The 13,413-nt window shown below is 52.9% G+C and carries 12 protein-coding genes; 6 read left to right on the top strand and 6 right to left on the bottom strand.

Annotated elements, in window-relative coordinates; genetic code table 11:
* Window positions 1–152 precede the first annotated feature (152 nt).
* Entirely contained in the window at window positions 153–2,828 is a 2,676-nt protein-coding gene (gene acnA, locus AAEY27_RS10765) for an aconitate hydratase AcnA (protein ID WP_342325293.1), read from the top strand.
* Between the two features lie 36 nt (window positions 2,829–2,864).
* Here the strand turns inward: acnA and ribA are convergent, their stop codons facing one another.
* Window positions 2,865–3,452, bottom strand: coding sequence for a GTP cyclohydrolase II (gene ribA, locus AAEY27_RS10770; protein ID WP_342325295.1), 588 nt, complete (start codon window positions 3,450–3,452; stop codon window positions 2,865–2,867).
* Between the two features lie 196 nt (window positions 3,453–3,648).
* Between ribA and pgpB the strand changes: the two genes are divergently transcribed.
* The 5 genes from pgpB to yciH all read left to right on the top strand — a co-directional run bounded on the left by pgpB (window position 3,649) and on the right by yciH (window position 7,292).
* Window positions 3,649–4,413, top strand: coding sequence for a phosphatidylglycerophosphatase B (gene pgpB / locus AAEY27_RS10775; RefSeq protein ID WP_342325296.1), 765 nt, complete (start codon window positions 3,649–3,651; stop codon window positions 4,411–4,413).
* Window positions 4,414–4,554: 141 nt separating this feature from the next.
* Window positions 4,555–4,863 (top strand): LapA family protein, encoded by a 309-nt coding sequence (locus AAEY27_RS10780; RefSeq protein WP_342325298.1) that lies wholly within the window; start codon window positions 4,555–4,557, stop codon window positions 4,861–4,863.
* Window positions 4,864–4,869: 6 nt separating this feature from the next.
* Window positions 4,870–6,039, top strand: coding sequence for a lipopolysaccharide assembly protein LapB (lapB, locus tag AAEY27_RS10785; protein WP_342325299.1), 1,170 nt, complete (start codon window positions 4,870–4,872; stop codon window positions 6,037–6,039).
* 189 nt (window positions 6,040–6,228) lie between these two features.
* Window positions 6,229–6,966, top strand: a complete 738-nt coding sequence (pyrF, locus tag AAEY27_RS10790; RefSeq protein ID WP_342325300.1) for an orotidine-5'-phosphate decarboxylase — start codon at window positions 6,229–6,231, stop codon at window positions 6,964–6,966.
* Entirely contained in the window at window positions 6,966–7,292 is a 327-nt protein-coding gene (yciH, locus tag AAEY27_RS10795) for a stress response translation initiation inhibitor YciH (protein ID WP_342325301.1), read from the top strand. The genes pyrF and yciH overlap by 1 nt, the downstream gene beginning before the upstream one ends.
* 110 nt (window positions 7,293–7,402) lie before the next feature.
* Here yciH and osmB read toward each other — a convergent pair whose 3' ends face one another.
* The 5 genes from osmB to AAEY27_RS10820 all read right to left on the bottom strand — a co-directional run bounded on the left by osmB (window position 7,403) and on the right by AAEY27_RS10820 (window position 13,309).
* Window positions 7,403–7,621 (bottom strand): osmotically-inducible lipoprotein OsmB, encoded by a 219-nt coding sequence (osmB, locus tag AAEY27_RS10800; RefSeq protein ID WP_034812242.1) that lies wholly within the window; start codon window positions 7,619–7,621, stop codon window positions 7,403–7,405.
* Window positions 7,622–7,877: 256 nt separating this feature from the next.
* Window positions 7,878–8,636, bottom strand: a complete 759-nt coding sequence (locus AAEY27_RS10805) for a DNA-binding transcriptional regulator YciT (protein ID WP_342325303.1) — start codon at window positions 8,634–8,636, stop codon at window positions 7,878–7,880.
* A gap of 89 nt (window positions 8,637–8,725) precedes the next feature.
* Window positions 8,726–8,908, bottom strand: coding sequence for a hypothetical protein (locus AAEY27_RS10810; RefSeq protein ID WP_342325304.1), 183 nt, complete (start codon window positions 8,906–8,908; stop codon window positions 8,726–8,728).
* 189 nt (window positions 8,909–9,097) lie between these two features.
* Window positions 9,098–11,089 (bottom strand): cyclic di-GMP phosphodiesterase, encoded by a 1,992-nt coding sequence (pdeR, locus tag AAEY27_RS10815; RefSeq protein WP_342325306.1) that lies wholly within the window; start codon window positions 11,087–11,089, stop codon window positions 9,098–9,100.
* Between the two features lie 285 nt (window positions 11,090–11,374).
* A complete protein-coding gene (locus tag AAEY27_RS10820; RefSeq protein WP_342325308.1) occupies window positions 11,375–13,309 on the bottom strand; it encodes an exoribonuclease II in 1,935 nt (644 codons plus the stop codon).
* Window positions 13,310–13,413: the final 104 nt, after the last annotated feature.

Raw genomic sequence — 13,413 nt, forward strand, 5'->3', positions numbered from 1 at the left:
AACCTCGCATCTGCGAGGTTTTTTTATTCCCTGTTTTCCCTTTTGTAGCAATTTTGGTTGTTATCAAAACGTTACGATATGTTTGTGTTATCTTTAATACAGACCCTGAAGAGCATCAGGGTAAAGCTATCCCTGTTATTAAGGAGGAGCACATGTCGTCGACCCTACGCGAAGCCAGTAAGGACACGTTGCAGGCAGAGAACAAAACGTACCATTACTACAGCTTGCCGCTGGCCGCTAAACAACTTGGGGATATTGCCCGTTTACCCAAGTCACTCAAAGTTTTACTGGAAAACCTCCTGCGCTGGCAGGATGACGTTTCCGTTACCGAAGAAGATATCCACGCGCTGGCAGGTTGGCTAAAAACCGCCCATGCCGATCGTGAAATCGCTTATCGCCCGGCAAGGGTGTTGATGCAGGACTTTACCGGCGTTCCCGCTGTGGTTGATTTAGCGGCGATGCGCGAAGCGGTAAAACGCCTCGGCGGTGATACCGCAAAAGTTAACCCGCTTTCCCCGGTCGATCTCGTTATTGACCACTCCGTTACTGTCGACCATTTCGGCGACGATGATGCCTTCGAAGAGAATGTCCGCCTGGAAATGGAGCGTAATCACGAGCGCTACGTTTTCTTGCGCTGGGGACAACAAGCCTTTAGCCGATTCAGCGTAGTGCCGCCCGGCACCGGGATTTGCCACCAGGTCAATCTTGAGTACCTCGGTAAAGCTGTCTGGAGCGAGTTACAGGATAAAGAGTGGGTGGCTTACCCGGACACGCTGGTCGGCACCGATTCGCATACCACCATGATTAACGGGCTCGGTGTGCTGGGCTGGGGCGTAGGCGGTATCGAAGCCGAAGCGGCAATGCTTGGCCAGCCGGTGTCGATGCTGATCCCCGATGTTGTCGGTTTTAAACTGACGGGCAAGTTGGGCGAGGGCATTACCGCCACTGATCTCGTACTGACGGTCACGCAGATGCTGCGTAAACATGGTGTGGTCGGTAAATTCGTCGAGTTTTACGGCGACGGGTTGGATTCACTCCCATTGGCTGATCGAGCCACCATCGCCAACATGGCACCAGAATATGGCGCAACCTGCGGCTTTTTCCCCATTGATGGCGTCACGCTCGAATATATGCGCCTGAGCGGGCGCAGCGAAGAGCAGGTCGCGCTGGTGGAAGTCTACGCGAAAGCGCAGGGCATGTGGCGTAATACTGGTGATGAGCCGGTCTTTACCAGCACGCTTGAACTCAATATGAATGATGTTGAAGCCAGCCTCGCCGGACCGAAACGTCCACAGGACCGCGTTCCGCTCGGCGATGTGCCAAAAGCATTCGCTGCCAGTTCAGAACTTGAACTGAATACCGCGCAAAAAGACCGCAAACCGGTCGATTATGTGTTGAAGGGTCATCAGTACCAGTTACCTGACGGTGCGGTGGTAATTTCGGCCATCACGTCCTGTACCAACACATCCAACCCAAGCGTGCTGATGGCGGCAGGATTGCTGGCGAAAAAAGCGGTCACCGCCGGGCTGAAACGTCAGCCGTGGGTGAAAGCCTCGCTCGCGCCGGGGTCGAAAGTGGTGTCCGACTATCTGGCTCAGGCGCGATTAACCCCGTATCTTGATGAGCTCGGTTTTAACCTGGTCGGTTACGGATGTACGACTTGTATCGGTAACTCAGGCCCGCTACCGGAACCTATCGAACAGGCGATCCGGCAGGGTGATCTTACCGTTGGCGCGGTGCTTTCCGGTAACCGTAACTTTGAAGGGCGTATCCATCCGCTGGTGAAAACCAACTGGCTGGCCTCGCCGCCGCTGGTGGTTGCCTATGCGCTGGCGGGGAATATGAACATCAACCTCGCGACGGACCCGCTTGGCCACGATCGCAAAGGGGATCCGGTTTACCTGAAAGATATCTGGCCTTCCAGCGCTGAAATTGCCCGCGCCGTTGAGCAAGTCTCCACGGAAATGTTCCGCAAAGAGTATGCCGAAGTGTTCGAAGGCACACCGGAGTGGAAATCCATCCAGGTTGAACGCTCCGATACTTACGGCTGGCAGAATGATTCGACTTACATTCGTCTGTCGCCGTTCTTTGATGATATGCAGGCACAGCCGAAACCGGTTGAAGATATCCATGGTGCGCGCATCCTCGCCATGCTGGGCGATTCGGTGACAACCGACCATATCTCGCCTGCGGGGAGCATCAAGGCAGACAGCCCGGCCGGACGCTATCTGCAAAGCCATGGTGTTGAGCGTCGCGATTTCAACTCCTACGGTTCACGACGCGGTAATCATGAAGTGATGATGCGAGGAACCTTCGCCAATATTCGTATCCGCAACGAAATGGTGCCGGGCGTGGAAGGCGGAATGACGCGCCATCTGCCGGGCAGTGAAGTGGTTTCTATCTACGACGCTGCGATGCGCTACCAGCAAGAAGGCACGCCGCTGGCGGTGATTGCCGGTAAAGAGTACGGTTCCGGCTCCAGCCGTGACTGGGCGGCGAAAGGGCCGCGCCTGCTGGGGATTCGCGTGGTGATTGCCGAATCTTTCGAACGTATTCACCGTTCAAATCTGATCGGTATGGGGATCCTGCCGCTGGAGTTTCCACAAGGCGTAACCCGCAAAACGCTGGCGCTGACGGGTGAGGAAAGGTTGGATATTGCCAATCTGGAAAACATCAAACCTGGCGGCGATTTGCCGGTGACATTAACCCGTGCCGACGGTACGCAAGAAATCTTGCAGTGCCGCTGTCGTATCGATACGTCAACCGAGTTGACCTATTACCGCAACGACGGCATTTTGCATTACGTGATTCGCAACATGCTCAACTAAACAACAAGGCCTGCATTTGCAGGCCTGTTTCTTTCATTACTTCAGCAAATGCCCCATCTTTTCCGCTTTGGTATCGAGATAGTGCGCATTTTTCGGGTTGCGTCCGACAATCAGCGGTACGCGCTCCACGATGTTGATTCCGGCTTCGGTGAGGATCTCAACTTTCTTCGGATTATTGGTCAGAAGACGCACTTCGTCGACGGCCAATAGTTTGAACATGTCTGCGCAGAGCGTGAAGTCTCGTTCATCGGCTGCGAAACCTAACTGATGGTTGGCTTCTACCGTGTCATAACCCTGATCCTGCAACGCATAAGCACGAATCTTATTCAGCAGACCGATATTACGGCCTTCCTGGCGATGGTAGAGCACCACGCCGCGACCTTCTTCTGCAATATGATTAAGCGCCGCTTCAAGCTGGAAACCGCAGTCACAACGCAAGCTGAACAACGCATCGCCGGTCAAACACTCAGAGTGAACGCGCGCGAGCACGGGCCGTTGCCCGGAAATATCGCCAAAAACCAGGGCCACATGATCCTGCCCGGTTGCCAGTTCTTCAAAACCCACCATCAGGAAGTCGCCCCATGGGGTTGGCAGTTTGGCTTCTGCCACACGTTTAAGTTGCATGTGAATCTCCGGATTATATTGGTGCAGTACGCACCATTAGCCTGTTGGCCTTCTGTATCGCGTTATTTTGCCACAATGCACTAAGCATCGCCTACAGATGACCCGCGCGTTGCTGTTTAAACGCACAAATGTGCCGCTTTCTGCGGAAATGTTATTTTTCGGTTATTATTGTGTCACTTACGCACAAGGAGAAGAGATGTTGTCAATTGCAAAACGAACCACAGCGGGAGCGGCAATTTTGTTAGTCATGCCGTTAGCAGTCTGGATTTCCGGTTGGAGTTGGGAACCCGGACAAACGCGCTGGTGGTTACGATTTTTGTTCTGGATGACGGAAACAGTGACCCAACCGTGGGGAATAATTACGCATATTGTGCTGTGCGCATGGTTCTTATGGTGTCTGCGTTTTCGTCTGAAAGCGGCGCTAATGCTCTTTCTTATCCTCGCCTGCGCGATTATGGCCGGGCAGGGGTTGAAAAATCTCGTTAAAGAACGTGTGCAGGAACCGCGCCCGTACGTGTTGTGGCTGGAAAAGTCACACAATATTCAGGCCAGCGAGTTCTACACTTTAAAACGTAAGGATCGGGGATCGCTGGTCAAAGAGCAGCTCACCAGCCAGCATGATATTCCTGGTTTTTTGCGCAAACATTGGCAAAAAGAGACCGGATTTGCATTTCCTTCCGGGCATACCATGTTCGCCGCCAGTTGGGCGCTGTTAGGTGTTGGGCTGTTATGGCCGCGCCGACGGACCTGGACCATCGTGATTTTGCTGGCCTGGGCGACAAGCGTCATGGGCAGCCGTTTGCTGCTGGGTATGCACTGGCCGCGGGATTTAGTGGTGGCGACTTTAATCTCCTGGCTGCTGGTCACGCTGGCAACCTGGCTGGCGCAGCGGATTTGTGGCCCACTTACGCCGCCTGCTGAAGAGGTGCCGGAAATCATTGAGCGGGATAGCGATACTTGATTTCCGCCATTTTGCCCGCAAATCAGAAGTTAACTCCGCGCATTTCCATTTCACGCCGGGCGCTAAAATGGTAGTTTATAAGGCTTGAAGCCGTCAGTTGCGCATAATTCCATCGCTCGGAACCACATAACGGGATGTAATGTGAAATATTTACTCATTTTCTTACTGGTGTTAGCGATTTTTGTCGTGTCGATTACGCTTGGTGCGCAAAACGATCAGCAAGTGACGTTTAACTACTTGCTCGCGCAGGGGGAATATCGCATCTCAACTCTGCTGGCTGTATTGTTTGCTGCGGGTTTCGCCATCGGCTGGCTGATTTGCGGTCTTTTCTGGTTGCGTGTTCGCGTCTCGTTAGTGCGCGCCGAACGTAAAATCAAACGTCTTGAACACCAGCTTGCTCCCGCCACAGATGTTCCGGTTACGCCCGGCACACCGGCGGTGAAGGAATAATATTCTATGCTGGAGTTGTTGTTTCTGTTGTTGCCTGTCGCAGCGGCCTACGGCTGGTATATGGGGCGCAGAAATGCTCAACAATCAAAACAGGATGAGGCTAACCGGCTGTCACGTGAATACGTTGCCGGGGTTAACCTTTTACTGAGCAATCAACAAGATAAAGCGGTAGACCTCTTCCTCGATATGTTGAAAGAGGATACCGGCACTGTTGAAGCGCATCTCACTCTCGGTAATCTGTTCCGTTCGCGCGGCGAAGTCGATCGCGCGATTCGTATTCATCAAACCCTGATGGAAAGCGCTTCGTTGTCCTACGATCAACGCCTGTTAGCAGTACAACAGCTTGGCCGCGATTATATGGCCGCTGGCATGTACGATCGCGCTGAAGACATGTTCAATCAGTTAGTTGACGAGACCGATTTTCGCATTGGCGCGCTTCAGCAACTGCTGCAAATTTATCAGGCCACCAGCGAGTGGCAAAAAGCCATCGATGTCGCCGAGCGTTTGGTGAAACTCGGCAAAGACAAACAGCGCGGAGAAATTGCGCATTTCTACTGCGAGCTGGCATTGCAGCAAATGGGCAATGAAGACATGGATCGCGCCATGGCGCTGCTGAAAAAGGGCGCCGCGGCGGACCGAGACAGCCCTCGCGTTTCCATCATGATGGGGCGCGTCTTTATGGCCAACGGTGATTACGCCAAAGCGGTGGAAAGCTTGTTACGCGTTATCGATCAAGACAAAGAGTTAGTCAGCGAAACGCTGGAAATGCTCCAGACTTGTTATCTGCAATTGGGCAAGAATGACGAGTGGGCGGCATTTTTGCAGCGTTGTGTAGAAGAGAACACCGGTGCGACCGCCGAATTAATGCTGGCGGAAATCATGGAGCGCCGTGACGGGCCAGATGCCGCGCAGGGTTACGTGACGCGTCAGTTGCAACGCCACCCGACAATGCGCGTATTCCATAAATTGATGGATTACCATCTTAACGAAGCCGAAGAAGGCCGCGCCAAAGAGAGCCTGATGGTGCTGCGCGAAATGGTGGGCGAGCAGGTACGCAGCAAACCGCGTTACCGTTGTCACAAATGCGGTTTCACGGCGTTTACCATGTACTGGCATTGCCCGTCTTGCCGCGCCTGGTCGACGGTGAAGCCAATTCGCGGGCTTGATGGACAGTAATTTTTAAAAAGCACATTATTTAGTTACAACATACTTTTTATTTTTTGAATCACAATGCTGCACCTGCGCCCATTCATCGCCTGGCAGAAAGAAAATGGAACCTGTTATTTCTCGGCGCTCGCAGGTAGAATGCACGCCGTTTATCCCTTTCGCGCCTGAGCGGGTGCCCTCATTTCAGAAGGTCTGATCATGACGTCTACTGCTTTATCGACTTCCCGCGCTGTTACTGATTCCCCGGTCGTCGTTGCCCTTGATTACGATAATCGCGACAGCGCCTTGGCGTTTGTTGACCGCATCGATCCGCGCGATTGTCGCCTGAAAGTCGGCAAAGAGATGTTTACACTGTTCGGGCCGCAATTTGTGCGTGACCTGCAACAACGCGGCTTTGATATTTTCCTCGATCTGAAATTCCACGATATCCCCAACACCACGGCGCATGCGGTAAAAGCGGCGGCCGATCTTGGTGTGTGGATGGTTAACGTTCACGCCTCAGGCGGGGCGCGAATGATGGCTGCGGCAAAAGAAGCGCTTGTTCCTTTTGGCGCAGATGCGCCGCTGCTGATTGCTGTCACCGTGCTAACCAGCATGGAAGCCAGCGATTTGTTGGACCTCGGAATTACCGCAACGCCTGCGGAACATGCGGAGCGTCTGGCGCGTTTAACCCAGCAATGCGGCCTTGATGGTGTTGTCTGTTCCGCTCAGGAAGCCGTGCGTTTCAAAAGCGAGCTGGGCCAGACATTCAAACTGGTTACCCCAGGTATCCGCCCGCAGGGCAGTGCGGCAGGTGATCAGCGCCGCATTATGACGCCGGAACAAGCGCTGGCTGCGGGTGTCGACTATATGGTGATTGGCCGCCCGGTGACGCAATCCGTCGATCCGGCGCAAACGCTAAAAGCCATCAATGCATCGTTGGGCAAGGGGGCGTAATGAGTGATGACAACAGCCGTCTGGTCTATTCAACCGAAACCGGACGCATTGACGAAGAAAAAGCACCCGTGGCTCGCCCTAAAGGCGACGGAATTGTGCGCATTCAGCGTCAGACCAGCGGGCGTAAAGGCAAGGGCGTCTGTCTGATCACCGGCATTGATCAAGATGATGACGCGCTGGCAAAGCTGGCCGCTGAACTGAAGAAAAAGTGCGGCTGCGGTGGCTCCGTGAAAGATGGCGTGATTGAAATCCAGGGCGACAAACGGGATTTACTCAAATCCCTGCTGGAAGCCAAAGGCATGAAAGTGAAGCTTGCCGGTGGCTAAAAACAGAAAGGCCGCGGTGTAGAAGACGCGGCCTTTTATTTACATTTTTTTAAATCAGACCTGAAAAGAAAGTATATTTATTTAGGTTTATTTGCCGTAGAACTGACTAATTACTTACCAACCTGGTGGCCGATAATGCCGCCGACAGCCGCGCCGCCCAGAGTTCCCAGCGTGCTACCATCCGTCAGTACAGCACCGCCTAACGCACCTGCACCCGCACCAATCGCGGTGTTACGAGAACGTTTATCCCAGTGACCACAAGCACTCAGAGACATTGCCAGGGTAACTGCCAGTACTGCTGCGGCCATTTTTTTGCTTGTTAACATCATCATACTTTCTCCTGAATAATCGATTCACGGAAAAGTGTTCTCTTTAAGTATAGTGCCTAACTACTGTCCTAAAGATCTTCCGTGAAACCTTGCTGCGCAGACATAAAACAATCACGTGAGTGATAGTTACTGCCTGTTATATCGCTAGTAATAATTTTACGCCGCCGGTGGGAACAAGCCAGGTAAAAACTCTTAATACAATGGTCGGAATAGTCTCAGATATGAGGAAGATAGCCCGCTTTCGCGGGCTTCAGTATTAACGCAGAAGAGTGGGCTTGATGATGTTAACGGTAAGGCCGTCTTGTTGAAGCTGGCGCTGCGCTTCAGGATTGATGTTTTCGTCAGTGATGACGCGCTGAAAGCAGTCAACAGGGCCAAGCGTATAAGGATGAACGACGCCGAATTTTGAGCTGTCCGTCAGCACAATGGCTTCGCTGCCTTTTTCCAGCACCGCATTAACCACATCGGTACGCATCATATCGCGCCCCGTAAAACCCGTTTCGGGCTGCCAGCCATCAATGCCGATAAACGCTTTGCTAAAGTGCACCTGCTGAATGTACTGACGCGTCAGCGGGCCAACCATGCTTTCGCTCTTTTTCTGGAAGATGCCGCCAAGCAGAATCACTTCACAAAGGGAATCTTTCAGTAAATGGGCGATATAGCTGCTAACGGTGATAATCGTGATATCGCGCTGTTCGCCGAGCTTACGGGCGAGCAGGGCGTTGCTGCTGCCGTTTTCGATAAACACCGTTTCTCCGGGGCTGACCAACGATGCGGCAAAATCTGCCAGATCGCGCTTCACGGCGTAGTTATTCAGCATGCGCGTTTCGACATCTTCGCTGTCCAGCGGCACGGCAAAACCGTGCGTGCGGCGTAAATAGCTCTGTTTTTCCAGCGTATTGAGATCCTGGCGAATCGTCACTTCAGAGACGCCCGTCATTCGGGCGAGGTCTGAAACACTCATCTGGCCCTTATCGATGACCGTTTGCAAAATAAGTTGTTGTCGGGAATTCATAGCCACACATATTTAATAGTTAGCACGAATGGAAATCGCCAAAACGCGGGTGCATTCCCGGCTGCCGCGTCATGGCGAAAATGGGTCATTCAAATTTCCCAGGGCGTTTTCGGCGTGCCTGAGGAAGACGATTTGTCGTTGTTGTCGAGATCCAATAATTCCGTCTTTAGAATTTCCAGGTTGCGGATAGCGGACTGATAATCCCCGGCGACCAGGATATCGAGAACCGTATCGATCCGCGCAGCAAGCTGTTTCACATCGATATCTGCCATACCTTCACCTTTATGATGTCGAAAAATGAATGAATTCAATGATGCAGAAAACAGTTTAAAAAGAGAAGGGAAAAAACGAAATCTCAAAATCTTATAAGTACGAATTATATATTCATGACCCTCAGCGCAACCCCCCAGGACCGTGATGTTGCAGTACCGCCACTCATCGGTCGTACTGCGTAAAGCCAGTTAACGCACCTTGCGTGCCTGATAGCGTTTAAACCAACGCTCAAATGCGGCAGCGGGCATCGGTTTGGCGAACAAATACCCCTGCCGCTCATTGACGCCATTCTTGGTCAGAAAGGCGTCTTCTTTTGCGCTTTCTACGCCTTCGGCGATAACTTGCAAATTCAGCGCTTGTGCGACAGCGACAATGGCGCGCACCAGGGATTGTGAAATCGGCTGCTTATGAATTTCGCGCACAAAAGATTGGTCGAGTTTGATGGCGTCAAGCGGGAAACGCGCCAGTTGAGAGAGTGAAGAGTAACCTGTGCCGAAATCGTCGAGATGCACTTGTGCGCCCAGCGCGCTGAACTGCTGGATGACCGATAAAGCTAGCTCTTCATTTTCAATCAGGCAGCTTTCGGTCAGCTCGACATCAATGGGGCAATAGTCGTAATGCAGCTCTTTCAGCGCCTGTTTCAAATCGCTAATCAGTGTTTGATCGGCCAACTGGCGCGCGGAAACATTGACGGCCACGCGCAGTATAATGCCTTTGTCCCGCCATTTCGCCATCTGGCGTACCACGTCAAGCATCACCCAACGGCCCAGCGGCACAATCAACCCGGACTCTTCGGCGTAAGAGATAAAATCCATCGGCGGGATCAACCCGCGTTCGGGAGAGTGCCAGCGCACCAACGCTTCCAGGCTGCGGACTTCGCCGCGCCAGGTGATTTTGGGCTGATAATGAATCACCAATTGGTCTTTATCCAGCGCTTTACGCAGGTTGGTATCGAGCCACAAATATTCGAACACGCGCTGGTTCATCTCGGGCGAAAAAACGCAGAACTTGCCGCGCCCGTTCTCTTTGGCGGTGTACATCGCGGTATCGGCGTTGCGAATAATACTTTCGCGATCGTTGCCGTGCTCTGGCGCGATGGCGATGCCCAGCGAACAACCGGTATAGATTTCGATTAGGCCAATGCGAAAGGGCTGGCGCAAGCGGGTCAGAATGCGTGACGACATCGCTTCCAGCGCAATCTGCGACGTGTTCGTTGCTAACACAATAAATTCATCGCCGCCAAGTCGTGCCAGCACCTGGTCTTCGTCCAGACAGCTTAATATCGCCAGCGACACCGTCTGCAAAAGCTGGTCGCCAAACATATGCCCGTAGGCATCATTCACTTTTTTAAAGTTATCGAGATCCAAATAGACCACGCCGACCTGCGTATTTTCGCGCCCGGCAATCGCATCGCTGATTAATTCATGAATGGCATTTCTATTGGGTAAACCGGTCACCGTGTCGGTATTGGCTAATACCCGCAAGCGCTCTTGCGCGCGCCGCTCCTCGGTAATATCGGTCCCGGAGCAGATAAGATAAATTTCGTTTTTCCCGCTGCCGCTGTGCACGAATTTATTGCGGAAGATAAACAACCGCTGGCCTTTGCGCGTTTTAATCCAGCGCTCCACTTCATAGGGTGAACCGTCGCGAAAGAATTGGGTGATATTGCGTTTCGAGGCGGCCGCTTCGCTGCGGCTCATAAATAATTTGAAGACGTTTTGCCCGATAACTTCATGCTCTTTCATGCCGGTATATTCTTCACTCAGACGATTAAAACGCTGAATATTGCCGAGCTTATCGAGAATAACGATCACCGAATTGGCTTCCGAGACAACCTGCTCGGCAAAAGACAGCCCTTGCACCAGGTCACGCGCTACCGATGTAGTGTCATGCCAGGCCGATGCGCTGCCAGCCCAGGCATTGCGCGAGATTTTTCTGCCGACCAGGTGCACGGAAACTTGCTCGCCGAACAGGGAAATGTGCAGGGTGAGGCTGGACGTAATCACCGTCATCTCTCGGATCTGCGCCGCTTGTTCGTCGCTCAGCGTGATAACCTGGCTGATATCAGCCTCTTCATCAGGGGCAAAGTGCAGGACGTTACTGTCAGCCGTCAGCCGCCAGTATGGACTGTATGAACCCAGGTGACGAAACAGCAAGTTCTGTTCCTGCAACTCTTTCATGCTATCTCCCAACCTACCTAAAAACGCAACGGGGCATGTATTAAAAAGGAGGCAATCAGGTATGAACGTCTTTGTTTTTTCTTAGAATGTGTGACGAAACGAATTAAGGCGCGGAAAAATCTGGCGTGTAATAAATAACATGATTGTGCAGTAAATAAACAGTTGCCTGACTCTGTATTGTGGTCGGTTTTGCAGGAATGTGGGAGGAATAAACGAAAAATGCGTGCGGTATCGCAACTGAGAATTAGCGTCCTCCCAGACGGGAAGACGCCAAAATAAAGCGCGTTATAGCACCGGGCGGGCAATAACGCTGCGGGTTTCCATGCGGACTTCCGCAATCGTCACATCAATAACGTCAGTCACTTTAAATGCGACTTCGCCTTTGATCTGCACGGTGCCATTTTCCTGGCTGCACACCAGTTCATCACGCACGGCATGAATAAACGGCGCCGGAATAAAGGCGACCGCGCCGTTATCCACCAGACGAACGCGCATACCACCGCGGCTGACATCGATAATTTCTGCGGCGAAGCGGGTATCGGTGCCGGCTTTGTTTTGCAGGAAACGGGCATACAGCCAGTCGCCGACATCACGTTCTGCCATGCGGTTCAGGCGACGACGTTCCGCCATCTGCACGGTGGTATCGTCCTGCGGACGCGCCGGTGTTTCACCTTTAATGATCGCTTTCAGCAGGCGATGGTTAACCATATCGCCGTACTTACGGATCGGGGAAGTCCAGGTCGCGTAAGCTTCAAGGCCAAGACCAAAGTGCGGGCCTGGTTCGACGCTGATTTCCGCGAAGGACTGGAAGCGGCGAATGCGGCTGTCGAGGAAACCTGAAGGCTGCGCATCCAGTTCGCGTCGCAGTTTGCAGAAGCCGTTCAGCGTCAGCACCTCTTCGGTGTCCACATGCATGCCGTGGGTTTTCAGCATCGCAGCAAGTTGCTCGCTATTGGCCGGGTCGAAACCGAGATGCACGTTATAAATGCCAAAGCCCAGTTTGTCGCGCAGAATGCGTGCCGCACAGATGTTGGCGGCAATCATTGACTCTTCAACGATGCGATTGGCAATGCGGCGCGGTTCAGCCACGATATCCAGTACTTCACCTTTTTCACCCAGCACAAAGCGGTAATCCGGACGGTCTTTGAAGACCAGCGCGTGAGTTTGACGCCATTGTCCGCGCAGTTGGCTTACGCGTTGCAGCAGACGAATCTGCGTCGCGATAGCATCGCTCGGCGGTTGCCAGCTGCCAGTGTTTTCCAGCCAGTCGGAAACATCGTCATAAGCCAGTTTGGCTTTTGATTCGATGGTTGCGGCGAAGAATTCGATATTGTCTTCAATGGTGCCTTCGCTATCCAGCGTCATGCGACAAACCAGCGCTGGGCGCACTTCATTGGCGCGCAAAGAGCACAGATCGTCAGACAGTTCACGCGGCAGCATCGGGATATTGAAACCCGGCAGGTAGTTGGTGAAGGCACGAATTTTAGCGGCATCGTCGAGCTTGCTGCCTTCGGCAATCCACGCGGTGGGATCGGCGATAGCCACCGTCAACAGCAGCTTGCCGTCCGCGGTTTCTTCGACGTACAGCGCATCATCCATATCTTCGGTGCTGGCGCTGTCGATGGTAACGAAATCCAGCGCGGTTAAATCCACGCGCTCAAGACCATCGTCCAGCATTTCTGTTGCCACGCCGTTCGGCGCTTCTTTTTCGAGGTTGTGACGTGCGAGGGTAACCCACCACGGCACAAAATGATCGTCGGCGAAGGTGATGAATTGCGTCAGTTCTGCATAAAAACCACGATCGCCTTTTAGCGGATGGCGACGCATTTCGGCAACGGCCCAGTCGCCTTCTTTGAAATCATGTTCCACGCCACGCACCGCGCGGCAAGGAATGGCGTCTTTTAGCAGCGGATGATCGGGAACGATAGAAAGACGGTCGTCTTTCTTCTGCACTTTACCGACAAAACGGGTCAGAAACGGTTCGACCAGCTCTTCGGGTTCAGCGCTTTCGCGCTCTTTCTCACTATGAATAACGGCAATAATCCGATCGCCATGCATCACTTTCTTCATCTGCGGCGGCGGAATGAAATAACTTTTTTGCGCGTCGACTTCCAGAAATCCGAAGCCTTTTTCAGTGCCTTTTACAACACCTTCAGCACGCGGTGTTTGGGAATGAAGCTGCTGTTTAAGCTGCGCGAGCAGCGGGTTGTCCTGGAGCATAGTTATGTATTTTCGTGGCTAAAAGAGCGGCTGACAGTTTTACGCGATTCTGCCTGTCGCAGCAAGCGCTGTTTAAGCAAAATCTGCGCGATCGGGCGCGGCCA

Origin of the sequence: Kosakonia sp. BYX6 (assembly GCF_038449125.1) — a bacterium.
In the GTDB taxonomy this organism is placed as follows: Bacteria; Pseudomonadota; Gammaproteobacteria; order Enterobacterales; family Enterobacteriaceae; genus Kosakonia; species Kosakonia calanthes.